Here is a 25,308-nt window from a genome sequence, read left to right as displayed (position 1 = left end):
GAGATCAGGCGCACAGCGCCACGCTGTCCAGGCCGAGCAGCACCCGTCCGTTTTCCACCCGCACCGGGTGGCGATGGGCGCAGCCCTGGTCCGGGGCCACGGCTTCGCCGCTCTCCAGTTCGATCTGCCAGTTGTGCAGCGGACAGGCCACTCGCTTGCCGTAGATCAGGCCCTGGGACAGCGGGCCGCCTTTGTGCGGGCAGCGGTCATCGAGGGCGAAGACCTGGTCGTCGGCGGCACGGAAGATGGCGATGTCGCCTTTCGGGCCGGCGACCACGCGCGAGCCCAGCGGGTTGATTTCATCGAGGGCGCAGATATCCAGCCAGTTCATCGGTTCACTCCGGTTGGGAAGGGCCGCCGTGGGACGGCCCGGGCAAGGGCTTCAGACGTTTTCCAGTTGCTTGAGCGGAATCCGTTCGAACTCCTTCTTCAGTAGCGGCTGTTCGATGCGCTGCTTCCATGGGTCCTGCTCGAAGGACAGGGCGAATTGCAGGCGGGCGTTGAGTGCCTTGCGGTTTTCCGCGTCCTCGACCACCGCCTTGCGGATATGCGCCATGCCGACCCGCTGCAGGTAATGCACCGTGCGCTCCAGATAGAAGGCTTCCTCGCGGTAGAGCTGGAGGAAGGCGCCGTTGTATTCGCGCACCTCTTCGGCGGTCTTGAGCTTGACGAAGAACTCCGCGACCTCGGTCTTGATCCCGCCGTTGCCGCCGATGTACATCTCCCAGCCGGAGTCCACGCCGATGATGCCGACATCCTTGATCCCGGCCTCGGCGCAATTGCGCGGGCAGCCGGAAACCGCCAGCTTGACCTTGTGCGGCGACCACATGTTGAACAGGTCGTGTTCCAGGTCGATGCCCAGTTGCGTCGAGTTCTGCGTGCCGAAGCGGCAGAACTCGCTGCCGACGCAGGTCTTCACGGTGCGGATGGATTTGCCGTAGGCATGTCCCGAGGGCATGTCGAGGTCTTTCCAGATGGCCGGCAGGTCGTCCTTCTTCACCCCCAGCAGGTCGATGCGCTGGCCGCCGGTGACCTTGACCATCGGCACCTGGTACTTGTCGGCGACGTCGGCGATGCGCCGCAACTCGGCGGCGCTGGTCACACCGCCCCACATCCGCGGGACCACCGAGTAGGTGCCGTCCTTCTGGATATTGGCGTGGGCACGTTCGTTGATCAGGCGCGACTGCGGGTCGTCCCTGGCCTCTCCCGGCCAGGTCGAGATCAGGTAGTAGTTCAGCGCTGGGCGGCAGGTGGCGCAGCCGTTCGGGGTCTTCCAGTCCATGAAGCGCATGGCGGCGTCGAGACTGGTCAGCCGGTGTTCGCGGATGGCCTTGCGGATCTGCCCGTGGTTGAGCTCGCTGCAACCGCAGATGGCCTTCTCGCTCTTCGGCTTGACGTCGGCGGCGCCGCCGACGGTGCTGATCAGGATCTGCTCGACCAGGCCCGCGCAGGAGCCGCAGGAGCTGGCGGCCTTGGTGTGTTTCTTGACTTCGTCGACGCTGAACAGGCCGTGTTCCTGTATCGCCTTGACGATGGCGCCCTTGCAGACGCCGTTGCAACCGCATACTTCGGCCGTGTCGGGCATGCTCGCGGCGCTGTTCTGGCCCTGGTGGCCGACATCGCCGAGGGCGTTCTCGCCGAACATCAGGTGGTCGCGGATCTGCGCCACGTTGTGGTTTTCGCGGATCTGCCGGAAGTACCAGCCGCCGTCGGTGGTGTCGCCATAGAGGCAGGCGCCGACCAGCACGTCGTCCTTGATCACCAGCTTCTTGTAGACGCCGCCGATGGGGTCGGAAAGGGTGATGGTCTCGCTGCCTTCGCCGCCGATGAAGTCGCCGGCGGAGAACAGGTCGATGCCGGTCACCTTGAGCTTGGTCGAGGTCACCGAGCCCTGGTAGCGGGCATAGCCGAGATGAGCCAGGTGGTTGGCGCAGACCTTGGCCTGTTCGAACAGTGGCGCCACCAGGCCGTAGGCGATGCCACGGTGGTTGGCGCATTCGCCGACCGCATAGATGCGCGGATCGTAGGTCTGCAGGGTGTCGTTGACCAGGATGCCGCGGTTGCAGGGGATGCCTGCGCTTTCGGCCAGCTCGGTGTTGGGACGGATGCCGGCGGCCATTACCACCAGGTCGGCGGGAATCACGTCGTCGTCGTTGAACTGCACGGCACAGACCCGGCCGCTGCCGTTGTCCATCAGCTCGCGGGTCTGGGTGTTCAGGCGGAAGCGGATGCCGCGGGCTTCCAGCGCGCCTTGCAGGAGCTTGCCGGCGGTGCGGTCGAGCTGGCGCTCCAGCAGCCAGTCGGAGAGGTGCACAACGGTCACGTCCATCCCGCGCTGCTTGAGGCCATTGGCCGCCTCCAGGCCGAGCAGGCCGCCGCCGATCACCACCGCGTGGCTGTGGCTCCGGGCGCAGTCGATCATGGCCTGGGTGTCGGCGATGTCGCGGTAGCCGATCACGCCCTGCAGGCGATTGCCGGGGATCGGCAGGATGAAGGGCAGCGAGCCGGTGGCCAGCAGCAGGCGATCGTACTCGGCTTCGGTGCCATCGGCGGCGACCACCTTGCGGCGGACCCGGTCGATCTGCACCACCTTGCGGTCGAGGAGCAGCTTGATGCCGTTTTCCGCATACCAGTCGAGGTCGTTGAGGACGATTTCCTCGAAGGTCTGTTCGCCGGCCAGCACCGGGGACAGCAGGATGCGGTTGTAGTTGGGATGGGGCTCGGCGCCGAACACCGTGATGTCGTAGAAGTCCGAGTTGAGCTTGAGCAGTTCTTCCAGGGTGCGGACCCCGGCCATGCCGTTGCCGACCATCACCAGTTTGATCTTCTTCATGCGGAGGAGCTCCTGCATAAGGTTGGCGCAAACAAAAAAGGCGTCCCGCTGTTGCCAGCAGGACGCCTTTGTCCAGGTCCCGTTCGGTCGGGAAGCGCAGCCTCGTCGTTGAGGTCGGCGCTGTGTTGTCGATTGTCGGGAAAGTCCAAGCAGGCGCCGTGCCAACTTGCGATATTGCCCCTCTCCACGATCTTGCGGGAATGACACGCGGGATCCGCGAGGCCTTTCTGCTCTGTGCCGGGGCGTTGCGCACCGGACTGGTGCCGCTCAGCTCTCCAGCCAGGCCAGGAATAGCGCCAGGTTGGCCGCGAGGGACAGCAGGGCGATGGCGCGCCAGGTCTTCAGCGGTTCGCGCTCCAGCAGCGGGCGGGGTGTCGTGGCCGGCAGCGCTTCTCCCTGCTGCAGCAGGAGCAGCCATTCCTCGGCGGTCTCGAAGCGCTGTGCGGGGTCGCAGGCGACGGCGCGCAGCAGCAGGTCGTCGATCCAGGCCGGCAGATCCGGGCGATAGCGGCTGGGCGGGACGGGGCGGCCGAAGCGGGGATGCTGGAAGGCTTCGATCTCGCCATAGGGATAGCGCCCGGTCAGCGCCTGGTAGAGGCAGACGCCGGCGGCGTAGAGGTCCTGGCGCACCGCGGGCGGACTGCCGGCGAAACACTCCGGCGCCAGGTAGCTGGGCGTACCCGGCAGCAGGTGGGGGTCTTCGCGCGACAATCCCGGACACCAGGCCAGGCCGAAATCCAGCAGGCGCAGCTCGCCGTCGCGGCCGAGATGGAGATTCTCCGGCTTGAGGTCGCGGTGCAGCAGGTTGCGTCGGTGCAACTGGCCTAGTCCGCGCAGCAACTGGTTGGCCAGCCCCAGCCACTCCGGCAGCGACAGCGGACCATGGCTGCGCAGGCGCTCGGCGAGCGTCTCCCCGGAGTGTTCGCGCATCAGGTAGTAGAGGTGCTGGCGTTGCGCCAATCCGTGCAGCTCGGGGAAATGCCGGCCCTGGACGCGGCGCAGGAACCATTCCTCGAGCAGCAGGGCCTGGGGCGCCAGCGGGTCGTTGGCACGCGCTGCGGGCAGGGTCTTCAACAGCCAGGGGTGGCCCTGGCCATCCTCGACGCGATAGAGCAGGGACTGGCGGGACTCGCCGAGCAACTGCCGGACCCGCCAGCCTTCGAAGAGCTGGCCGGGCTTCAGCGGCGGCGGCAGCGGCCATTGGCCCAGTTGCGCGAGGGCGTCGCCGAGACTGCCTGCGGGCACGGCTTCCACGCGTACCAGCAGGGCGCTGGCGTTGTCCTGGCTGCCTGCCAGGTGGGCGGCGCGAACCAGGGCCTCGGCGCTGCGCTGCGGCTCGTCGGCGTTGCGCAGGATGCTGCGGATGCCGCTATCGCCCAGCGTGGCCCAGACACCGTCGCTGACCAGTAGCCACTGGCTGCCGGGCTCCAGCTCACCTTCCAGGTAGTCGACCACCAGGTGCTGGTCCAGGCCCAGGGCGCGGGTCAGCACGTGCTGCATGTGCGGTTGCTCCCAGACGTGGTCGCTGGTCTGCCGGAGCAACTCGCCGTCGCGCCACAGGTAGGCCCGGCAATCGCCGACGTGGGCCAGGGTGTAGCGGGTGCCGCGCAGCACCAGGGCGGTGAGGGTGGTGAGCAGCGGCTGGCCGCCGCCGTTGGCCTGCAGCCAGCGATTCTGCGCCAGGAGCAGGCGGTCCAGGGACTGCACGATGGCCCAGGTTTCCGGAGTCGCATAGTAATCCAGGGCCAGCGCTTGTAGGCTGCTGCGCGCCGCCAGGCCGCCATCGGCGCACTGGCTGACGCCGTCGGCGATGGCCAACAGGTGGCCCTTGCTGGCGGCCAGGGCCGGAGCCGGGGTGACCACCCGCAGTGCGTCCTGGTTTTCCGCGCGGGGCCCGCAGGCGCTGGCCTCGCCGATGCTCAGGCGCAGGCCCATGCTCAGACCCGCGCGACGGTGACCGCCGCCGAGCCCCAGGTGGTGCGCCAGCGCCGCTTGACCCCATGGAGGCCGAACCAGGCCAGCACGCCAAGGCTGGCGAACAGCCACAGGCCGAGCTGGTAGTCGCCGGTGCCTTGCTTGATCGCGCCGAGGCCGGCGGTCAGGCAGAAGCCGCCGATGCCGCCGGCCATGCCGATCAGCCCGGTCATCACGCCGATCTCCTTGTGGAAGCGCTGCGGTACCAGCTGGAATACCGCGCCATTGCCTGCGCCGAGGCTGAGCATGGCGACCACGAAGAGACCGAGCGCGGCCATCGCGCTGGGCAGGTGGAAGCCGACCGCGGCGATGCAGATGGCGGCCAGGGTGTAGACCATCAGCAGGCTGCGGATGCCGCCGATGCGATCGGCCAGGGCGCCGCCGAGCGGGCGCATCAGGCTGCCGGCGAAGACGCAGGCGGCGGTGTAGTAGCCGGCGGTCACCGGGTTCAGGCCGTACTGGTCGTGGAAGTAGCCGGGCAGGGTGCTGGCCAGGCCGAGGAAGCCGCCGAAGGTGACGCTGTAGAAGAACATGAACCACCAGCTGTCGCGGTCGCCGAGGGCCTTCAGGTAGTCGCCCATGGCCTTGGGCACCGGCCGCTGCGGGGCGTTGCGCGCGACCATGGCGAACACCAGCAGGGTCAGGACGAGAGGCAGCAGGGCGAAGCCGAACACGTTGTTCCAGCCGAACGCGGCGGCCAGGCCGGGGGCGAAGAGGGCGGCGAGCACGGTACCGGAGTTGCCCGCGCCGGCGATGCCCATGGCCTTGCCCTGGTGTTGCGGCGGGTACCATTGCGATGCGAGCGGCAGGGCCACGGCGAAGGATGCCCCGGCGAAGCCGAGGAACAACCCCAGCAGCAGTGCCTGTGGATAGCTGTTCACGCCCAGCAGCCAGGCGGCCGCCAGGGCGGCGATGACGATGACCTGGGCGAGAATGCCGGTGCTCTTCGGCGACCAGCGATCGGCCAGCATCCCGAGCAGGAAGCGCAGCACGGCGCCGGCGAGGATCGGCGTGGCGACCATCATCGCGCGCTGCTGGGTGCTCAGTTGCAGGTCGCCGGCGATCTGCACGCCCAGTGGGCCGAGCACGTACCAGACCATGAAGCTCAGGTCGAAATAGAGAAACGCCGCGAACAGGGTCGGCGCATGGCCGGCCTTCCAGAAGCTGTTGTTCATCGAACACCTCGTATCCAGCGGATTCGGGGGCGGAATGGCCGCCCGGCGGAAGTTGCGTCGCTACAAGGTGAGCGTCCGACAGCGGAACACCCACCCGCCCCGGCACTGGGGCGAAACGACGAAGACGCCACGGGCCTCTCCCGGAGGAGTGGCCGCGCGACGTCTTTGTCGGGGAGGGGTAACCGCCGTTGGCTACCGTCAGGCTGGACTTAGCAAGCTCTTTGCCAAGTCGTCGAGAGCGCGCCGTAGAGCGGTCGCGGGGAAGCCTGGGTGGCTGGGTGTGCACGCCCCGGTGGCAAGCGCCGGGAGCCTGCACAGGGCTGGGGCGGCGCATCCGTGCGCCGCGGTGGGTCAGCGATGGGCGGTGTTCAGGTGGTAGATGGTCACGCGGCTGCCTTCGCCGCTGTCGCCGGCGTTGTCGTTCACGTAGGCACCGGCCTTGAAGTAGAGCAGCTGGTTGTCCCAGGCGCTGCCCAGGGTCTGGTAGTAGGCGTCCTCTTCGCCGTCCTGGCTGCGCGCGCGTACCGCCAGCTCGCCGCTTGAGGTGACCCGCAGGCTGTAGTTGAAACGCTCGTCCAGGCTCACCTGTTCGAGGATCGGCACGTTGCGACTGTAGGAATCGTCCGGGTGGTTGCGCACCAGCGCCTCCACGCGGCCGAGACCTTCCTCCGGCTTGTAGTAGTACTGCAGTTTCACCAGGGGCTCGCCGTCGTCGGTCTGCGGCGACTTGCTGTGGATCTGGCCGATGATCACCTTGTTCTTCGACGGGACCTTCTCGACGCTCATGGTCACCCGCAGTTCGTTGTCGGCCTGCCAGTAGTACCAGTTGTCGAGGCTGCCGTCGGCCTGGGTCTCGCGCAGCTCGGTGCGCGGGTAGGTGCTGTCCTCGGTGTGCGAACCGTCGATCGGTACCCAGAACACCAGGCCGCCATCGCTGCCTTGCTGGAAATACTGGCTCTGGTAGCCGTTGTTGAGCTGCTGGGTGGTGATCACCTGTGGGGTGGGCTCGGTGGGGATGGTGAGGTTCCAGGTGCTGAGATCGATCATGCTGAGCATCTCCTGACCGCTGAGTAGGCGGTGCGGTTCGGGCGGACGCCTGCGGCTCCTAGCCCTGGGCGTCCACTGCGGGCCTCCCTGGTCATGCTAGTCGAGGGTGGCGAGGGGGTGACTCCCAGAACGGATAGGTCCGCGCCGGGCGCCCGAGCATAGCCGCGCCGCCCCGCGCCGGGGGCCAGCAGGGTGGCTGGCGATATGATCGCCAGCTGCCCATCGGCTTCAGCCGCCGAGCATGTCGTGCATGGCGATGATCTGTTCGGCGACCTGGATCAGTTTCTGCTGCCGGCTCATGGCCTGGCGCCGCATCAGCGTGTAGGCCTCTTCCTCGCCGCAGTGCTTCATCTTCATCAGCAGGCCCTTGGCCAGCTCGATGCGCTTGCGTTCCGCCAGCTGTGCCTCGCGCGCCTGGAGCTGGGCGCGCAGGGCCTGGTCGCTCTCGAAGCGCGCCATGGCCACGTCGAGGATCGGTTGCAGTCGGCTGGCCTGGATGCCTTCGACGATGTAGGCGCTGACCCCGGACTGGATCGCGCGGCGCATCACGCCCGGGTCGTGTTCGTCGGTGAACATCACGATCGGTCGCGGCTGGTCGCGACTGAGCAGGCAGACCTGTTCCATCACGTCGCGGCCCGGGGACTCGGTATCGATCAGGATCACGTCCGGACGCAATGTTTCGACGCGGGCCGGAAGGTCGACGGTCAGCCCTGATTCGTCGACCACCTCGAAACCGCTCTCGAGCAGGGCGGTCCTGAGGCGTCCGACCTTCTTCGGGGTATCGTTGATCAGCAGGATACGCAGCATGGCGGGCGCACCAGGGTCAGAGGACGATGCCCTGGCCGGCGTCGGCCAGGGCATGGATCGGGAAGCTGCGGGCGTAGCCGGCGGGGTCGCTGCCGTCCCAGGTGCGGCCGTCCATCAGCGTCGAACTGCGCATGTCGCCGCCCTCCGTGTTCAGGCCGAGGGCGCTGGCGGCGTCGCGGTACAGCGCGGTCTGCTGCACCGCGCGAGCGATGGCCAGGTAGTCCGGGTCCTCGCGCAGCAGGCCCCAGCGGCGGAACTGGGTCATGAACCACAGGCCGTCGGAGAGCCAGGGCCGGTTGACCGCGCCCTCGCCGAAGAAACGCAGCGGATGGGGATCCTGCCAGGCGTTGCCGAGGCCATCCTGGTAGCGGCCGAGGAAGCGCGGCTGGATCGCGCCGAGCGGCGCGTCTACATAGTCGCGGCCACTGATCAGCTGCGCGGTGCCCAGGCGGTTCTCGGCGTTCCGTTCGATGAAGCGGCTGGCGTCGAGGACCGCCATCACCAGCGCGCGGGCAGTGTTCGGATGGGTGTCGACGAAGGCGCGGGTGGCGCCGAGGACCTTTTCCGGGTGGTCCGGCCAGATCGCCTGGCTGGTGGCGATGGTGAAGCCCTGGCCCTGCTCCACGGCCAGGGCGCCCCAGGGGCCGCCGGCGCAGAAACCGTCGATGCGCCCGGCCTGGAGGTGGCTGACCATCTGCGCCGGCGGAACCACCACGCTGTGCACGTCGTGCAGCGGATCCAGGCCGATGCTCGCCAGCCAATAGTTCAACCACAGGGCGTGGGTGCCGGTGGGAAAGGTCTGCGCCAGGGTCAGGCATGCACCATTCTGGCGCCGATGGCGGAGCAGTGCCTCGGGACTGGTCACGCCCGCGCGCTTCAGCGGTTCGGAAAGATTGATCGCCTGGCCGTTCTGGCACAAACCCATGAGTACCGCCATGTCGCGCGGCGGGCTGCCGCCGAGACCCAGCTGCACGCCGTACACCAGGCCGTAGAGGCATTGGGCGGCGTCCAGTTCGCCATTCAGCAGCTTGTCGCGCAGGGCGGCCCAGGACGGCTGGCGCCTGAGGTTGAGGGTCAGGCCGTAGGGTTGGGCGAAGCCCTGGGTGGCGGCGACGATCAGCGAGGCCGAGTCGGTCAGCGCCATGAAGCCGATGTCCAGGGCGCTCTTTTCCGGTGCGTCGGAGCCGCCGACCCAGGCCTGGTTGCGTATCGCTCTGTCTGTCATCGTCACCTCGTATACGGCGGGGCGGTACGCTCGCCCCCTTGTCCGGCGTGCAGGCGCCATCGCTGGCGCGCACCATTGCCGGGGCAGCAGCAAGCGCTATGCCAGGAGGCGGCGGACCTTCGCGCGGGCAAGAAAAAGCCCCGCACGGGGCGGGGCTTCTTCGACGCGTCGCTGGGATCAGGCCTGGACGACCGGGATCTTGGCGTTCGCGGCCGCTTCGCGGAACTCGGCGATCTGGTCGAAGCTCAGGTAGCGGTAGACGTCGGCAGCCATGCTGTCGATGTCCTTCGCGTAGGCCATGTACTCCTCGACGGTCGGCAGCTTGCCGAGGATCGAGGAGACCGCCGCCAGCTCGGCCGAGGCCAGGAACACATCGGTGGCGTCGCCCAGACGGTTCGGGAAGTTGCGGGTCGAGGTGGAGACCACGGTGGAGCCGGTCTGGACGCGAGCCTGGTTGCCCATGCACAGCGAGCAGCCCGGCATTTCCATGCGCGCGCCAGCCTTGCCGTAGATGCCGTAGTAGCCTTCCTCGGTCAGCTGGTGGGCGTCCATCTTGGTCGGCGGGGCCAGCCACAGACGGGTCGGGATACCGCCCTTGACCTTGTCCAGCAGCTTGCCGGCGGCGCGGAAGTGACCGATGTTGGTCATGCAGGAGCCGATGAACACCTCGTCGATCTTGCGGCCTTGCACGCTCGACAGCAGGCGCGCGTCGTCCGGGTCGTTCGGCGCGCAGAGCACGGGCTCCTTGACGTCGGCCAGGTCGATCTCGATCACCGCGGCGTACTCGGCGTCCTTGTCGGCTTCCAGCAGCTCCGGCTTGGCCAGCCAGGCTTCCATCGCCTGGGCGCGACGCTCCAGGGTGCGCGGGTCGCCGTAGCCTTCGCCGATCATCCAGCGCAGCAGGGTGATGTTGGACTTCAGGTACTCGGCGATCGCCTGTTCCGGCAGCTTGATGGTGCAGCCGGCGGCGGAACGCTCGGCCGAGGCGTCGGACAGCTCGAAGGCCTGCTCCACGGTCAGGTCGTTGAGACCTTCGATCTCGAGGATGCGGCCGGAGAAGATGTTCTTCTTGCCTTTCTTCTCGACGGTCAGCAGGCCCTGCTGGATCGCGTAGTAGGGGATCGCATGGACCAGGTCACGCAGGGTGATGCCCGGTTGCAGCTTGCCCTTGAAGCGCACCAGCACCGACTCCGGCATGTCCAGCGGCATCACCCCGGTGGCGGCGGCGAAGGCCACCAGGCCGGAGCCGGCCGGGAACGAGATGCCGATCGGGAAGCGGGTGTGCGAGTCGCCGCCGGTGCCGACGGTATCGGGCAGCAGCATGCGGTTCAGCCAGCTGTGGATGATGCCGTCGCCCGGACGCAGGGACACGCCGCCGCGGGTCATGATGAAGTCGGGCAGGGTGTGGTGGGTCTTGACGTCGATCGGCTTCGGATAGGCCGCGGTGTGGCAGAAGGACTGCATCACCAGGTCGGCGGAGAAGCCGAGGCAGGCGAGGTCTTTCAGCTCGTCGCGGGTCATCGGGCCGGTGGTGTCCTGGGAGCCGACGGTGGTCATCTTCGGTTCGCAGTAGGTGCCCGGACGCACGCCCTGACCTTCCGGCAGGCCGCAGGCGCGACCGACCATCTTCTGCGCCAGGGTGAAGCCCTTGCCGCTGTCGGCCGGGGCTTCCGGCTTGCGGAACAGGTCGGAGGCGCCCAGGCCCAGCTCGGCGCGGGCCTTCTCGGTCAGGCCACGGCCGACGATCAGCGGAATACGGCCGCCGGCGCGGACTTCGTCGAGCAGGACCGGGGTCTTCAGCTCGAAGGTGGTGACCACTTCGCCGCTGTCGTGGCGAACGACCTTGCCTTCATAGGGGTACACGTCGATGACGTCGCCCATGGCCAGGTTGGTGCAGTCGAACTCGATCGGCAGGGCGCCGGCATCTTCCATGGTGTTGTAGAAGATCGGCGCGATCTTGGTGCCGAAGCAGAAGCCGCCGGCACGCTTGTTCGGCACGAACGGAATGTCGTCGCCGAAGAACCACAGCACCGAGTTGGTGGCGGACTTGCGCGAGGAGCCGGTGCCGACCACGTCGCCGACGTAGGCGACCGGGAAGCCCTTGGCCTTGACCGCTTCGATCTGCTTCAGCGGACCGACCGAGCCCGGCTGGACCGGCTCGATGCCGTCGCGGGCCATCTTCAGCATGGCCAGGGCGTGCAGCGGGATGTCCGGGCGCGACCAGGCGTCGGGGGCGGGGGAGAGGTCGTCGGTGTTGGTTTCGCCGGGGACCTTGAACACGGTGAGGGTCAGCTTTTCCGGGACTTCCGGCTTGGCCTTGAACCACTCGCCATCGGCCCAGGACTGCAGCACGGACTTGGCCGCGGCATTGCCCTTCTTGGCGCGTTCGGCGACGTCGTGGAAGGCGTCGAACATCAGCAGGGTGTGCTTCAGCTGATCGGCGGCGATGCTGGCCAGTTCGGCATCGTCCAGCACCTCGACCAGGGTGGCGATGTTGTAGCCGCCCTGCATGGTGCCCAGCAGCTCGACGGCACGTTGCTTGTCGATAAGGGGGGAGGTGGCTTCGCCTTTGACGATGGCGGAAAGGAAACCGGCCTTGACGTAGGCGGCTTCGTCGACGCCCGGCGGTACGCGGTTGGTGATCAGGTCAAGGAGGAATTCTTCTTCGCCGGCCGGCGGGTTCTTCAGCAGCTCGACCAGGCCTGCGGTCTGTTCGGCGTTCAGCGGTTGGGGCACGACACCCTGGGCGGCACGCTCTTCTACGTGTTTGCGGTAGGCTTCAAGCACAGTATTTCCCTCATCAGTGGTCCCGGGGGACACGTATCCAGGAACCGACGCAGATCCGCTCGTCAGGCCCAGGTGGACGGTAATCCACCAACCTACGAGGGCATCGGCAGGTTCCAGACAGAAGCTGTTTTCAAAGTTTTACGCCGGCGGGCTGGGGTGTGGGGCTGGCGAGACGCTTGAGGGTGGCGCCGTCGCCAGCGTACCTGCCGGAAACTGTGCTCGTGACGCTTTGAAAACAGCTTCTAACGGACATTGGCGCCTAAAAAGGCGGAGCAATATTACTGGAAACTCCGCACAAAGTTAAGTCGGAAACCCCAGGCGCCATGGGGTGATCTTGATTAGACAAAGGGCTAAGATGCCGCTTTGTCTTCGTTGTCCCGGTCATGTCTTCGCAAAGAATCAAAACCCCCTGCGTAGGGCTTTGCTCCACGGTATACGGCGACCTGGTATGTCGTGGTTGCAAGCGTTTCCACCACGAGGTGGTCAACTGGAACCTCTACGACGCCGAAGAGAAGCGCGCGGTCTGGAGTCGCCTGGAGCAGTTGCTGGCCCAGGTGATGGCCGCCAAGCTGGAAGTCTTCGACGCCGCGCGCCTGCGCCTGCAACTGGAGCAGCGGCAGATCCGCTTCGTCCCCGAGCAGTCGCCCTATTGCTGGGCCTACCAGCTGATCGCCCGCGGTTCGCGGCTGATCAACCAGATCGAAGCCTACGGCGTGGCACTGCTGCCGGAGTTCCGCGACTGGAACCTGCCGGACCTGCGCGATGCCATCGATCGGGAATTCTTCCTTCTGTCGGAGGCGCATTACCAGCGCTACATCGCGCCCTCGTTCCTGCAGGCCAGCGGGCGCTGACGCCGGCCCGTGAAGGAAAAAGCCGCCCGAGGGCGGCTTTTTTCACTCCGATGTCCCGTCAGTCCTGGCTGGCCAGTTCTTCCAGATGGCTGATGGTGTCGTCCGGCTTGAGCACCAGGACGTCGCTCTCCAGGGTGTCCAGCACCACCTCGGCGGTATTGCCGATCAGTGCACCGGACAACCCGGTGCGCGCCACGGTGCCGATCACCGTGACCACCGCGTCGAGCTTCTGCGCGGTGCGCGGGATCAGCACGTCGGCCGGGCCTTCCTCGATGTGCAGTTGTTCGTCGCTGAAGCCGTATTCGGCCTGAAAGGTGCGGCAGGCCTCGCGGTAGCGGGCCTCGATGGTCTCGCTGAGCTGGAAGGTCGGGTCGGCGGAGGACAGCATCGGCGAGGGATGGGCGCTGATCACGTGCAGCGTGGCCTTGGCCAGGCCGGCGATGTCGTAGGCATGGCTGATGATCCCGGCGTGCAGGGCGCGGTGCTCGCCATCGTTGTTGCCGACATCGACCGCGGCGAGGATCTTGCCGCCGGTCCAGGGACGGGCGGTCTTGGTCATCAGTACCGGGCAGGGGGCGAAGCGCAGCAGCTTCCAGTCGTCCGGGGTGAGGATGGCCTTTTTCAGCGGGTTGTCGGGAAAGTGCTGCTTGATGATCAGCCCGCAGCCTTCGGCCTGTTGCTCGGCGATGATGGTCTGGTGCAGGGAGTCCTTCCAGGCCTGGTTGGTCGAGACGCTGTAGCCTTCCTCGCGCAGTTCCTGGGCCAGGTCGTTGAGGGCGGCGCTGTGGTCGCGGCGCTTCTCGCAGACCAGCAGGTGCAGGTGCGACTGGGTCACGCCGGCGATCAGTTGTGCCCGTTTCAGGGCGAGACCTTCCAGCTGGTCCGGTTCAATCACCACGAGGATGCTGCGAATGGCTTGCATGATCGTCTCCCTGAGTGCTTGTGGTTATCGCTGAAACAACTCTAGACGCAATCCAGCCGCTGCTCTTGATGCATATCAAACGGGTCGGCCTGCCCGACCACCGCAGCTTCCGTATAATGCTCCGCCTTTCCTGCCCCGACCAGCGTCGTGGCAGGCCCTTTCCAGAATGAGTGACCTGCACCATGTTGCCCGAGATCGACCAATTCCTCGCCTGTTCCACTCCCGCCGCCTGGGTCGAGGCGGCCCTGGAGCGCCAGGACGTCATGCTGCTGGACCACAAGGCCTGCGAGATGAAGGCCGCGGCGACGGCGATGCAACTGATCGGCAAGTACTCCGGCCGCCTGGACCTGGTGAACAAGATGAGCCGCCTGGCGCGCGAGGAGCTGCGCCACTTCGAGCAGGTGCTGGCGATCCTGAAGAAACGCGGGATCCCGGTGGTCAATGTCAGCGCCTCCCGCTACGCCTCGGCGCTGCGCGACCTGGTGCGCAAGCAGGAGCCGCAGCGGCTGACCGATACGCTGGTGGTCGGCGCCTTCATCGAGGCGCGTTCCTGCGAGCGCTTCGCCGCCCTGGTGCCGCACCTGGACGCGGAGCTGGCGAAATTCTACGGCGGTTTGCTGAAGTCCGAGTCGCGGCATTTCCAGGACTACCTGAAGCTGGCCTACCAGTACGGCGACGAGGCCGACGTGGAGCGGACGATCGAGGTGGTGCGGGCCAAGGAGGCCGAGCTGATCAGCAGTCCGGACAACGAATTCCGCTTCCACAGCGGCCACCCGGTGGACCTGGTGGCCTGAGCCGGAAACAAGAAAGCGCCCCGCGGGGCGCTTTTTTTGCTGCCTGAATCAGTCCTTGACCTTGAGGTCGAGGGCCAGGTCGCGGGCGGCCTTGGTCGCCAGAACGCCCATCAGCTGGCCAATCTCGTCCTGGCGGCTCGCCGCGCCGTTGGCGCCGGCGCCCATCATTACGCTGGGGACGGGGGCCTGGGCGGCGGCTTCGGCCCAGACCTTGTTGATCGCGATCAGCGCGTCGAGCTTCGGCTGCAACGCGCCGTCCGCCTTGATCACCGCTTCGCGGGCGTAGGCCTCGGCGTCGGCGGTGATCTTGGTGGCCTGGGCGGTCACCGTGGCCTTGTCGCGCAGCAGTTCGGCGGTCTGCTTCTCGATCTCGGCGCGCTGCTTCTCGCGCTCGGCGTTGATCACCGCCAGTTGCTTGTCGGTTTCCGCCTGGGTGGTGCGTTCGATCTGGTCGCGCAGGGTTTCCTGGCGCTTGGCCTCGACTTCCTTCTCGCCGCGGGCGGTGACCAGCAGCTTTTCCTCTTCTTCCTTCAGGCGGTTCTGCCGCGCCACCGCCAGCTCGGCGAGCGCCTGCTGGACCTTGACCATGCGCTGCTTGTACTGCGGGTTGGGGTCGACATTGGTGATCCGCGCCTCCACCACTTCGACGCCGAACTTGCGGAACTGCTGTTGCTTGCGTACCGGGATGCCCTTGGCATCGGTGACCTTCTCGGTGACGAACTGGCTGGCGTTGTTGTCGCCGAACGCGCCCTGCTCGGTGCCGGCCTGGAGGATCGCGGTCTGGTGCGGGACGGCGCCGCGCGGACCACGGACTTCCTTGCGCTTGATCAGGTACAGGCCGTCGTTGAGCTGGTTCTCGAACTCGGCGGCGAATTCGCTGCGGGCACCGGCATAGTAGTCGTCGGCGCTCATCAGCGAGGCGGTGGCCTGGAGGGTTTCCTTGATCGCCGGCACCAGCGCGGTGCGGATGAAGTTGTCCGGGTTGCGGTATTCCTGGGCCATCTTCAGGAACGGCTCGCCGCCGGGCAGGCGGAAGCGCGCGGAGGACTCGACCTTGGCATCGACGTTGCCGAGGAAGACGATCGGGAAGGCCTCGATGGTGGCGCCGAGGCCGTCGTTGTCCGGATTGGTGTCGTTGTCGTCCGTGATCAGCACGGACTGCACGCTGATGGCCTTCTTCCAGGTGGTGGCGCGGCCGAACCACTTGGTCGCGTAGCCGACGTCGTCGACGATCTTCTCGTCGCCGAAGATGGTCCGTACGTGGGTCATGAAGCCGGCTTCGTTGTAGAAGAACACGCCGTTGAACAGGCCGAAGCCGAGGGCCAGAACGCCGATGGGAGCGGCGACGAACTTGATCAGGTTTCCCTTCGAGATGATCACGATCATTCCTTGATGCGGGGGTGGGGTGCGCGATCCTGCTGAAAGGTGGCCCGCGGCGTCAAGATGGACGGCGGAAAAAATGCGAATCGCATAATACTTCGCTGAAAGGCCCGCGTGGCGGGCCTGGGGTGGGTCAGAGCGGGAAGGGCGCCTGGCGATGGCCGTTGGCGTCGATCTCCAGCGCCCAGCCCTGGCGGTCCCAGTCACCGAGCACGATGCGCCGGGCGGGCTGGCCGTCGACTTCCAGCGCATGCTCGGCCGGACGATGAGTGTGGCCGTGGATCAGGGTACGCACGCCATGCCTGCGCATGGCCAGGGGCACTTCGTCGGGGGTGACGTCGATGATGTCGACGGCTTTCATCCGGGTCTGCGCGCGGCTTTCCTTGCGCAGCTTGCGCGCCAGCTTGTGCCGGGTGGCCAGCGGCAGATGGCGCAGTACCCAGAGCGTGAGCGGGTTGCGCAGCCAGCGACGCAGGCGCATGTAGGCCTCGTCGCGGGTGCACAGGCTGTCGCCGTGCATCAGCAATACAGGCTCGCCGTAGAGGTCGATCACGCTCGGATCGGGCAGCAGCGTGCAGCCGGCCTCGCGGCAGAACGCCTGGCCGATGAGGAAGTCGCGATTGCCGTGCATCAGGTATAGGCGCGTGCCGCCGTCGGCCACCTGGCGCAGTGCGCTGGCGATGGAATGCTGGAAGGCGTCCATGCCGTCGTCGCCGATCCAGGCTTCGAAGAAGTCGCCGAGTATGTACAGGGCCTCGGCCCGGCGGGCGCGCTCATCGAGAAAAGACAGAAACGCCCGGGTGATGTCCGGGCGTTCCGCTTCGAGATGCAGGTCCGAGATGAACAGGACGCTCATCGCTTCACTCTTCGACGATTTCGGCCTTCTCGATGATCACGTCCTCGGCCGGCACGTCCTGGTGGCCGCTGCGCATGGTGGTGGCCACGCCCTTGATCTTGTTGACCACGTCCATGCCCTCGACCACTTCGCCGAATACGGCATAGCCCCAGCCCTGGGTGGTGGGGGCGGTATGGTTGAGGAAGTCGTTGTCGGCGACGTTGATGAAGAACTGCGCGCTGGCCGAATGCGGGTCCATGGTACGGGCCATGGCGATGCTGCCGACCTTGTTGGTCAGGCCGTTGTTGGCCTCGTTCTTGATCGGCGCGCGGGTGGACTTCTGCTTCATGCCCGGCTCGAAACCGCCGCCCTGGATCATGAAGTTGTTGATCACGCGGTGGAAGATGGTGTTGTCGTAGTGGCCGCTTTTCACGTACTCCTTGAAGTTGGCCGCGGTTTCCGGGGCTTTCTCTTCGTCTAGCTTCAGGGTGATGACGCCATGGTTGGTATGCAGCTTGATCATGTGGGTAATCCGCTTTGTCGTGAAAATCGAAGGCCTGTCAGGGGGTTGACAGCTTCGGCTATGATAAGCGCTTTGATTTGCCTGGCCTACCCTGGCCGGGCGAGAGCATGACCAAGGATCCCATGAGCAAGCCAGAGACCACCGCCGCCCCGAACTTCCTGCGCCAGATCGTTCAAGCCGACCTGGATGCCGGCAAGCACGCGAAGATCGTCACCCGTTTCCCCCCGGAGCCCAACGGTTACCTGCACATCGGCCACGCCAAGTCGATCTGCCTGAACTTCGGCCTGGCCCAGGAATTCGCTGGCGACTGCCATCTGCGCTTCGACGACACCAACCCGGCCAAGGAAGACCAGGAGTACATCGACGCCATCGAGGCCGACATCAAGTGGCTGGGCTTCCAGTGGTCCGGCGAGGTCTGCTACGCCTCCAACTACTTCGACCAGTTGCATGCCTGGGCCATCGAGCTGATCAAGGCCGGCAAGGCGTTCGTCTGCGACCTCGGTCCCGAGGAGATGCGCGAGTACCGTGGCAGCCTCACCGAGCCGGGCCGCAACAGCCCCTACCGTGATCGTTCGGTGGAGGAGAACCTCGACCTGTTCGCCCGCATGAAGGCCGGTGAGTTCCCCGACGGCGCTCGTTCGCTGCGGGCGAAGATCGACATGAGTTCGCCGAACATGAACCTGCGCGATCCGATCCTGTACCGGATCCGCCATGCCTATCATCACCAGACCGGCGACAAGTGGTGCATCTATCCGAGCTACGACTTCACCCACGGCCAGTCTGACGCCATCGAGGGCATCACCCATTCGATCTGCACCCTGGAGTTCGAAGACCATCGCCCGCTCTACGAGTGGTTCCTGGCCAATCTGCCGGTGCCTGCGCAACCGCGCCAGTACGAATTCTCCCGGCTCAACCTGAACTACACCGTGACCAGCAAGCGCAAGCTCAAGCAACTGGTCGACGAGGGCCATGTCAGCGGCTGGGACGATCCGCGCATGTCGACCCTGTCCGGCTATCGCCGCCGCGGCTACACCCCGGAGTCGATCCGCAACTTCTGCGAGATGATCGGCGTCAACCGTGCCAGCGGCGTGGTCGACATCGGCATGCTCGAATTCAGCATCCGTGACCACCTGGACGCCAGCGCGCCGCGTGCCATGTGCGTGCTGAAACCGCTGAAGGTGGTGATCACCAACTACCCCGAGGGGCAGGTGGAGAACCTCGAGTTGCCGCGCCATCCTAAGGAAGACATGGGCGTGCGCGTGCTGCCGTTCGGTCGCGAGCTGTTCATCGATGCCGGTGACTTCGAGGAAGTCCCGCCGGCCGGCTACAAACGCCTGATTCCCGGTGGCGAAGTGCGCCTGCGTGGCAGCTACGTGATCCGTGCCGACGAAGCGGTGAAGGACGCCGATGGCAACATCGTCGAACTGCGCTGCAGCTACGACCCGGACACCCTGGGCAAGAACCCCGAGGGCCGCAAGGTCAAGGGCGTGATCCACTGGGTGCCGGCCGAAGGCAGCGTCGAGTGCGAGGTGCGCCTGTACGACCGGCTGTTCCGCTCGGCCAATCCGGAGAAGGCGGAAGAGGGTGGCAGCTTCCTCGACAACATCAACGCCGACTCCCTGCAGGTCCTGACCGGCTGCCGCGCCGAACCGTCGCTGGGCCAGGCGAACCCGGAGGATCGCTTCCAGTTCGAGCGCGAAGGCTATTTCGTCGCCGACCTGAAGGACTCCAGGCCGGGCAAGCCGGTGTTCAATCGTACCGTCACCCTGCGTGACTCCTGGGGACAGGGCTGAGGAAAGACCGTGCTGCAGATCTACAACACGCTGAGCAAGACCAAAGAAGTCTTCACCCCGCTGGTCGGCAACCAGGTGCGCATGTACGTGTGCGGCATGACCGTCTACGACTATTGCCATCTGGGCCACGGCCGCAGCATGGTGGCGTTCGACGTGATCACGCGCTGGCTGCGCCATCGTGGCTACGACCTGACGTACGTGCGCAACATCACCGATATCGATGACAAGATCATCAATCGCGCCAACGAGAACGGCGAGCCGTTCGACGTGCTGACCGAGCGCATGATCGCGGCGATGCACGAGGACGAGGCCCGGCTGAACATCCTCAAGCCGGACCAGGAGCCGCGCGCCACCGACCATATCGCCGGCATGCACGCGATGATCCAGACCCTGATCGACAAGGGTTATGCCTATGCCCCCGGCAACGGCGACGTGTACTACCGGGTCGGCAGGTTCGCCGGCTACGGCAAGCTGTCGCGTCGGCGGGTCGAGGACCTGCGCATCGGCGCGCGGATCGAGCCGGGCGAAGCGAAGGAGGATCCGCTCGACTTCGTGCTCTGGAAGGGCGCCAAGCCGGGCGAGCCGAGCTGGTCGTCGCCCTGGGGCGAGGGGCGCCCGGGCTGGCATATCGAATGCTCGGTGATGTCCACCTGCTGCCTGGGTGACTCCTTCGACATCCACGGCGGCGGTAACGACCTGGAGTTTCCGCACCACGAGAACGAGATCGCCCAGAGCGAGGCGGCGACTGGCAAGCCCTACGCCAAGTCCTGGCTGCATTGCGGAATGATCACCATCAATGGCGAGAAGATGTCCAAGTCCCTGGGCAACTTCTTCACCATCCGCGAGGTGCTGGAGAAATACCACCCCGAGGTAGTGCGCTATCTGCTGATCGCCAGCCATTACCGCAGCCCGATCAACTACTCGGAGGAGAACCTGCGTGAGGCCAAGGCCGCCCTGGATCGTTTCTACAATGCCCTGAAAGGCCTGCCGGAGGCGGCGCCGGCGGAAGCGGCCGAGCATGTCGAGCGCTTCGCCGCGGCGATGGACGACGACTTCAACACCGCTGGCGCCTGCTCGGTGCTGTTCGAGCTGGCCCGGGAGGTCAACCGCCTGCGCGACAGCGACCTGCCGGCTGCGGCGGCCCTGGCGGCGCGCCTGAAGCAACTGGCTGGCCTGCTCGGTGTGCTGCAGCTGGAGCCGGAGGCCTTCCTGCAGGCGGGCGCCGAGGGCAAGGTCGACGCGGCCGAGGTCGAGGCGCTGATCCAGGCGCGCCTGGAAGCACGGGCGGCGAAGAACTGGGCGGAGTCCGACCGGATTCGCGACCAGCTCACTGCCATGGGCGTGGTGCTGGAGGATGGCAAGGGCGGCACTACCTGGCGCCTGGCCGACTGAGTCCGCAGCGATAAATGAAAAGCCCCGCGTTCGCGGGGCTTTTCATTGCCGGAAACCCTCAGTCGTGCAGGTGCTCGGCTGCGTGCAGGGTATTTTCCAACAGGCAGGCGCGGGTCATCGGTCCGACACCGCCCGGAACCGGGGTGATCCAGCTGGCGCGCCGGGCCGCAACGTCGTACTCCACGTCGCCGACCAGGCGGCCGTCGGCCTGGCGGTTGATGCCGACGTCGATGACGATGGCGCCTTCCTTGATCCACTCGCCCTTGACCAGCCCCGGCTTGCCGGCGGCGACCACCACCAGGTCGGCGCGCGACACGTGGGCCGCCAGATCGCGGGTGAAGCGGTGGGTCACGGTGACGGTGCAGCCGCCCAGCAGCAGTTCCAGGGCCATCGGCCGACCGACGATGTTCGAGGCGCCGACCACCACCGCGTCCATGCCGTACAGGTCGGCGCCGGTGCTGGCGAGGAGGGTCATGATGCCCTTCGGGGTACAGGGGCGCAGCAGCGGCATGCGCTGGGCCAGGCGTCCGATGTTGTAGGGATGGAAGCCGTCCACGTCCTTGTCCGGGTGGATGCGTTCCAGCAGCAGGGAGGCATCCAGGTGGGCCGGCAGCGGCAATTGGACCAGGATGCCGTCGATGGCGGGGTCGTCGTTCAGGCGGTCGATCAGTGCCAGCAGCTCGTCCTGGCTGGTATCGGCGGGAAGATCGTAGGCCTGGGAAAGAAAGCCGACTTCCTCGCAGTCCTTGCGCTTGTGCGCCACATAGACCTGAGAGGCCGGATCGGTGCCCACCAGGATCACCGCCAGGCCGGGAACGCGCAGGCCTTGCTGGCGGCGCTCGGTCACGCGTTGGGCTATCTGCTGGCGAAGGTTGGCGGCGATCGCTTTGCCGTCGATCAGTTGTGCGGTCATGTCGGAAGGGTAACCATCGAATCGGGTGGAAAAAGGGTACGCATTTTCGCACGGACGCCGCCCGGGGCAAAGGAGGCGGCCCGCTGATTTGCCGTAACTCCTTTATATGACTGAATTTTTTTAAAAAACCCGTTGACGGCCTTTCGCCCCCTGTATAACATGCGCCCCGCTTGCCGAGCACAGCCGGACGCAGGGTAAGAGGTAATGCAAGTCGGTTGCTGACTTTGTGATTGCCAGAGCTTAAAGTTTGCGCTCAGCATTGAATGCAGATGAATAAAGCGCCCGTAGCTCAGCTGGATAGAGCATCCGCCTTCTAAGCGGATGGTCGCAGGTTCGAGTCCTGCCGGGTGCGCCATTCGGCGAATCGGCAAGAAGCAGGCGATGTTTTACCGCAAGTCGTAATATGGTGGGCGTAGCTCAGTTGGTAGAGCACAGGATTGTGGCTCCTGGTGTCGTGGGTTCGATTCCCATCGTCCACCCCATATTCCGAAGCGCCAGGCCCAGGGCCTGGCGTTTTCATTTCCAAGCAGTGTCCCGCGGACGTGGTGGAATTGGTAGACACACTGGATTTAGGTTCCAGCGCCGCAAGGCGTGAGAGTTCGAGTCTCTCCGTCCGCACCACCTTCAGGCAGAGTCCAGCCGACCGCCGCGGGTAACGCCGGATAATCCGGTACGATTTGAAATATGGTGGGCGTAGCTCAGTTGGTAGAGCACAGGATTGTGGCTCCTGGTGTCGTGGGTTCGATTCCCATCGTCCACCCCATATTTTCGAACGCCAGGCCTTGCGCCTGGCGTTTTCGTTCCTCCCTCCCCACGCCTCTGCATCGTCTTTCCCCGGATTTCCCGCGGTTCCGCCACGCCATCGCTTCCGCCTGGCTCGCTGGTGTCGGCCGGGCATGTCGACGGGTTGAACTTGTCACCGGCGCGGTGCTCTTAAGCGGGCCCGTGTTCCTACCGGGCCCCTCTAGGCAGTATGAGTGAAGGACATGTCGATGAAATGGACCGAGCAGCGCTTGCGCAAGGCGTTGAAACAGATGGCCAACGATCATGAGTCTGCGGCCGTCGAGATCATGCGCGCCGTCGAGCGCTCGAGCGATCCCAGGCTGGCTCAGCGCTTGCTCGAAGTGATCGAGCGAATGCACCAGGGTGCCGATGTGCTTCGTTCCATCGATGACGACATCGCCAGCGGCGTGATCCGTTGCCAGTGAAGCGCGCCGTGGCCGAGGAGGATCAGGATTTTCCCGTGGCTGCCGGGGGCTCCTGGCGGCCTGTCGGTTTCTCGAGCGGGGCGTTGCCCTGCAGGGCGCTTCGGCGGGCGATGTAGGGTTGGCGGCCACGGAGGGCGAAGGTCGTGAACATGTCCGTGCTCTCTCTTGCGTGTCGTGTCAGAAGCGATATTCCACCAGCGCGCTGAGCGAGCTTTGCGTACGACGTTCGACGATCGGGCTGTCTCCGGCGTCGCCGGCCAGGCGTTGTATGTCGAAGGCGCCGATCAGGCTGGTGTCCTGGCCAAGGGGATAGCGCCAGGTCAGGCTGGCGCCAATGCTCACCAATCCGCCGTGCGCGTCGTAGGCCTTGAAGCGGCTGCGCGCCGCTTGTCGCGCGCTGACGCCGTACCAGGTTCGCAGGTAGTCGCCGTCGCCGAAGCGGCTGTCGAGAGCCCCGTTCAGCCGGCCGAAGCGGCCTTCGTACAGTTCGCCGGAAAGGCTCAGTTCCAGGCTGCTGAAGGCGGAGCCGGTGTCGCGCTCGCTGTCTTTGCGCAGGGCGTGCTCGAAGGTCGCCCCGAGCGTGACCGGCCCTATATCGTAGGTACCGGCCAGGCCGAGCCGGGGGCGGGCATCGATCGAGCCCAGGCCGTTCAGGCGGTCCGAGCCATGGAAGCGCGAGCGGCGGTCCTTGCGGCGCTCGCTGGGACCCGCGTAGAGCGCAAGACTGGCGTCCTGCCAGTCATGTTGCCAGCCGAGCCCTTTGTCCAGGTCCAGGAAAAATCCATAAGGACCCTCCACTTCCAGATTGACCAGGGGAGCGCTGACGCGTTCGTCGCTACCGCTGTAGCGGGGCGCGTTGCTGGCGCCCAGGCCGAGGCTGTAGTGCCATTCCTCGGCGGTGGCGGCGGAACACAGGCCGGCGAGCGTGCCGGCGAGGCACAGGGAGGCGGTTTTCATGAGGGATTCCTTTCGATTGGTTCAGGGTGATGCCTGGGTGCCCTGGCGGGCGAAGCGGTAGCCGAGCGCGTTCAGGCCGTCGAAGTCACGGCTGAAGGTGTCCCCCAGGCCCTGGCCGCTGCCGGCCAGGACCGCATGCGCGCTGTCCACGGGTTGCAGGATGAATTCGCCGAGCTGGCCGTTTCCGGTTCGTCCGCGCACCAGCAGGAAGCCATCCGCTAGCCTGATCGACAGGCCATCGAGGTAGCTGTGCCCGCCATTGCCGGAGACGCGGTAGCTGCCGACGGTATCTACCCAGGCCTGGGGCAGGGGTGTCCGGGCGATGCGCTCGCCAAGGTAGGTGGTTCGTCCGTGGCGGCGGCAGACCAGGATCTGTCGCTGACCATGGCTGACGACGTCCAGTTGCGGTTGCCCGGGTTCCTTCAGGTCGACGGGCCAGAGTCCCAGCAGCCGTTTTCTCGCCTGGAGCCAGCCCGCGGCATTGCGCAGCAGCTCCACGCGCTGGTCGCCGAAGTCGGCATACAGGCGGCCTTTGCGCTCGTGCAGGCGAACCAGTCCAAGACTGGTCGCGTAATGACCGCTCAGCCGCTGGCGATCCATGGGGCTTGGTACTGCCAGGCCCGCGGATCTGGAGGGCGTCGTTGTCATCGGGGTGGGCGCGCCGCTTTGCTTGACCCGCAGCATCAGCGAAAGCGCATGCCGCGCCAGGGAGGAGGTGAGGCTGCCGGCGGCGGCGGAATTGCTCATGACGATGGCCGCCAGGCGCTGCTCCGGTGCCAGGATCAGGTAGGCATGGAAGCCCGCTGCGCTTCCTGCGTAGGCGTAGTGGCGTCCGGCGTTTTCGAGGGGCGGCGTGCCGCAGGACGTCAGGAACCACGCGAGACCCACCTGGCAGTCGAAGTCCAGGACGTTGCCGGCGTTCTGCTGGCGGAACATCTCCTCGACCGACTGCTTGCGCAGCAACTGCCGGTCCTTGTACCGGCCGTCGGCGAACAGCATGCGGACGAAGCGGCTGAGGTCGGCCGGGCTGGCCCACAAACCGTTGGCCGGCAGGTCGCGGGACTCGTCTTCGGTGGCGCCGTAGCCGCGGGCGCGATGCTGTTCCGTCCGCGTGTGCGTGGCGAAGCTGGAGTGGGACATCTGCAGGGGGCGCAGGAGGCTGTCCTGCAGGTGCTGCTCGAAATCCTCGCTGCTGCTGCGTTCGATGGCCGCGCCGAGCAGTGCGTAGCCCAGGTTGGAATAGGCGACCTGGGTTCCGGGTGGATTGCTCAGCCAGACTCCGGATACTTTCGCGGGCAGCTGTGCCAGTGGCAGTGGGCGGTCGTCGAACAGATCCGGCATGTGGTCGCCAGGCAGGCCGGATTGGTGGCTGAGCAGCCGGCGGATGGTAACGGCGCGATCCGCCTCGCCCTGGTCGGCATGGAACCGCGAGCGGACGTAGAACTCGCGCAGGCTGTCCTGCAGGGGGCTGTCGAGCGGCAGCAGCCCGCGCTCTGCCAGTTGCAGCGAGGCGCTGGCGGTCAGCAGTTTGGACAGGCCGCCGACGCGGAAGGCGGTGTGCTCGCTGGCGTTGCTCCTGCGTTCGACGTCGGCGTAGCCGAAGCCGCGTGCCCAGATCAGTTGCTGATCATCGACCAGCGCCAGGGCGAGGCCGGGGATCTTCTGGATCTTCATCTGCTGGCGGATATGCTGTTGCAGGTAGTCGATGACCTCGCCGTAGTGTTCCGGATCGGCGCTTGTCGTCGGAGAGCTGGGCGGCAGGCCCTGGCAGCCGCTGGCGCCGATCAGGCAGCCGAGGAGAGGGAGATGCATTGCGCGGAACATGGAGCACCTGGCAGTAAGCGAGGTGTCTCATGCTAGGGGCGGTGCTGCGGACAATCCCAGCAGCTTTG

Annotated in this window: 20 protein-coding genes and 4 tRNA genes; 9 read left to right on the top strand and 15 right to left on the bottom strand. The window is 66.2% G+C overall.

Annotated elements, in window-relative coordinates:
• Positions 1–4 precede the first annotated feature (4 nt).
• The 8 genes from nirD to acnB form a co-directional block, all read right to left on the bottom strand.
• The gene (gene nirD, locus PSPA7_RS16730) at positions 5–331 is read right to left on the bottom strand and encodes a nitrite reductase small subunit NirD (protein WP_003098054.1); all 327 of its coding nucleotides are present in this window, start codon (positions 329–331) and stop codon (positions 5–7) included.
• Between the two features lie 51 nt (positions 332–382).
• Complete coding sequence (nirB, locus tag PSPA7_RS16725; RefSeq protein ID WP_012076189.1) at positions 383–2,833, bottom strand: nitrite reductase large subunit NirB; 2,451 nt, start codon at positions 2,831–2,833, stop codon at positions 383–385.
• Between the two features lie 267 nt (positions 2,834–3,100).
• Positions 3,101–4,696, bottom strand: a complete 1,596-nt coding sequence (locus PSPA7_RS16720) for a bifunctional protein-serine/threonine kinase/phosphatase (RefSeq protein ID WP_235562183.1) — start codon at positions 4,694–4,696, stop codon at positions 3,101–3,103.
• A 74-nt stretch (positions 4,697–4,770) separates the two neighbouring features.
• Complete coding sequence (locus PSPA7_RS16715; RefSeq protein ID WP_003152924.1) at positions 4,771–5,982, bottom strand: MFS transporter; 1,212 nt, start codon at positions 5,980–5,982, stop codon at positions 4,771–4,773.
• 351 nt (positions 5,983–6,333) lie between these two features.
• On the bottom strand, positions 6,334–7,029 hold the full coding sequence (locus tag PSPA7_RS16710) for a polysaccharide lyase family 7 protein (RefSeq protein ID WP_012076186.1): 696 nt from the start codon (positions 7,027–7,029) through the stop codon (positions 6,334–6,336).
• A 228-nt stretch (positions 7,030–7,257) separates the two neighbouring features.
• Positions 7,258–7,836, bottom strand: a complete 579-nt coding sequence (locus tag PSPA7_RS16705) for an ANTAR domain-containing response regulator (RefSeq protein ID WP_003152926.1) — start codon at positions 7,834–7,836, stop codon at positions 7,258–7,260.
• Between the two features lie 16 nt (positions 7,837–7,852).
• A complete protein-coding gene (locus PSPA7_RS16700; protein WP_012076185.1) occupies positions 7,853–9,061 on the bottom strand; it encodes a CmpA/NrtA family ABC transporter substrate-binding protein in 1,209 nt (402 codons plus the stop codon).
• Positions 9,062–9,238: 177 nt separating this feature from the next.
• The gene (acnB, locus tag PSPA7_RS16695) at positions 9,239–11,848 is read right to left on the bottom strand and encodes a bifunctional aconitate hydratase 2/2-methylisocitrate dehydratase (RefSeq protein WP_012076184.1); all 2,610 of its coding nucleotides are present in this window, start codon (positions 11,846–11,848) and stop codon (positions 9,239–9,241) included.
• Between the two features lie 383 nt (positions 11,849–12,231).
• Between acnB and PSPA7_RS16690 the strand changes: the two genes are divergently transcribed.
• Entirely contained in the window at positions 12,232–12,699 is a 468-nt protein-coding gene (locus PSPA7_RS16690; protein ID WP_012076182.1) for a DUF1289 domain-containing protein, read from the top strand.
• A gap of 58 nt (positions 12,700–12,757) precedes the next feature.
• Here the strand turns inward: PSPA7_RS16690 and uspL are convergent, their stop codons facing one another.
• Entirely contained in the window at positions 12,758–13,621 is an 864-nt protein-coding gene (gene uspL / locus PSPA7_RS16685) for a universal stress protein UspL (RefSeq protein ID WP_003152928.1), read from the bottom strand.
• Positions 13,622–13,791: 170 nt separating this feature from the next.
• Here uspL and PSPA7_RS16680 point away from each other — a divergent pair, with 170 nt between their 5' ends.
• Positions 13,792–14,415, top strand: a complete 624-nt coding sequence (locus PSPA7_RS16680; protein WP_073651551.1) for a tRNA isopentenyl-2-thiomethyl-A-37 hydroxylase MiaE — start codon at positions 13,792–13,794, stop codon at positions 14,413–14,415.
• A 48-nt stretch (positions 14,416–14,463) separates the two neighbouring features.
• Here the strand turns inward: PSPA7_RS16680 and PSPA7_RS16675 are convergent, their stop codons facing one another.
• From PSPA7_RS16675 to PSPA7_RS16665, 3 genes are all read right to left on the bottom strand, one after another.
• Entirely contained in the window at positions 14,464–15,795 is a 1,332-nt protein-coding gene (locus PSPA7_RS16675) for an SPFH domain-containing protein (protein WP_012076181.1), read from the bottom strand.
• Positions 15,796–15,928: 133 nt separating this feature from the next.
• Positions 15,929–16,651: a UDP-2,3-diacylglucosamine diphosphatase gene (lpxH, locus tag PSPA7_RS16670; RefSeq protein WP_012076180.1), complete on the bottom strand. Its 723-nt coding sequence runs from the start codon at positions 16,649–16,651 to the stop codon at positions 15,929–15,931.
• Between the two features lie 4 nt (positions 16,652–16,655).
• Positions 16,656–17,153, bottom strand: a complete 498-nt coding sequence (locus tag PSPA7_RS16665) for a peptidylprolyl isomerase (protein WP_012076179.1) — start codon at positions 17,151–17,153, stop codon at positions 16,656–16,658.
• 122 nt (positions 17,154–17,275) lie between these two features.
• On the opposite strand from PSPA7_RS16665, the gene PSPA7_RS16660 reads away from it, so the two are divergent.
• Positions 17,276–18,946, top strand: a complete 1,671-nt coding sequence (locus PSPA7_RS16660) for a glutamine--tRNA ligase/YqeY domain fusion protein (protein ID WP_003153598.1) — start codon at positions 17,276–17,278, stop codon at positions 18,944–18,946.
• Between the two features lie 9 nt (positions 18,947–18,955).
• The gene (gene cysS, locus PSPA7_RS16655) at positions 18,956–20,338 is read left to right on the top strand and encodes a cysteine--tRNA ligase (RefSeq protein ID WP_003153597.1); all 1,383 of its coding nucleotides are present in this window, start codon (positions 18,956–18,958) and stop codon (positions 20,336–20,338) included.
• Between the two features lie 58 nt (positions 20,339–20,396).
• Here the strand turns inward: cysS and folD are convergent, their stop codons facing one another.
• Positions 20,397–21,251: a bifunctional methylenetetrahydrofolate dehydrogenase/methenyltetrahydrofolate cyclohydrolase FolD gene (gene folD, locus PSPA7_RS16650; protein ID WP_012076177.1), complete on the bottom strand. Its 855-nt coding sequence runs from the start codon at positions 21,249–21,251 to the stop codon at positions 20,397–20,399.
• 278 nt (positions 21,252–21,529) lie between these two features.
• On the opposite strand from folD, the gene PSPA7_RS16645 reads away from it, so the two are divergent.
• The 5 genes from PSPA7_RS16645 (at position 21,530) to PSPA7_RS16625 (ending at position 22,459) form a co-directional block, all read left to right on the top strand.
• Positions 21,530–21,606, top strand: a tRNA-Arg gene (locus PSPA7_RS16645).
• A gap of 51 nt (positions 21,607–21,657) precedes the next feature.
• Positions 21,658–21,733 (top strand) — tRNA-His (locus PSPA7_RS16640).
• A gap of 54 nt (positions 21,734–21,787) precedes the next feature.
• Positions 21,788–21,872: transfer RNA gene (locus PSPA7_RS16635), tRNA-Leu, on the top strand.
• 66 nt (positions 21,873–21,938) lie between these two features.
• A tRNA-His gene (locus PSPA7_RS16630) sits at positions 21,939–22,014 on the top strand.
• A gap of 229 nt (positions 22,015–22,243) precedes the next feature.
• On the top strand, positions 22,244–22,459 hold the full coding sequence (locus PSPA7_RS16625; RefSeq protein ID WP_003153596.1) for a hypothetical protein: 216 nt from the start codon (positions 22,244–22,246) through the stop codon (positions 22,457–22,459).
• 177 nt (positions 22,460–22,636) lie between these two features.
• Here the strand turns inward: PSPA7_RS16625 and PSPA7_RS16620 are convergent, their stop codons facing one another.
• Both PSPA7_RS16620 and PSPA7_RS16615 read right to left on the bottom strand, forming a co-directional pair.
• Positions 22,637–23,416, bottom strand: a complete 780-nt coding sequence (locus PSPA7_RS16620) for a MipA/OmpV family protein (protein ID WP_003153595.1) — start codon at positions 23,414–23,416, stop codon at positions 22,637–22,639.
• Positions 23,417–23,437: 21 nt separating this feature from the next.
• Complete coding sequence (locus PSPA7_RS16615) at positions 23,438–25,240, bottom strand: serine hydrolase domain-containing protein (RefSeq protein ID WP_012076175.1); 1,803 nt, start codon at positions 25,238–25,240, stop codon at positions 23,438–23,440.
• Positions 25,241–25,308 lie beyond the last annotated feature (68 nt).

The organism is Pseudomonas paraeruginosa PA7 (assembly GCF_000017205.1).
Classification (GTDB): domain Bacteria; phylum Pseudomonadota; class Gammaproteobacteria; order Pseudomonadales; family Pseudomonadaceae; genus Pseudomonas; species Pseudomonas paraeruginosa.
Note: the sequence above shows the minus strand (reverse complement) of the source record. Positions and strands in the feature narration are given on the sequence as shown.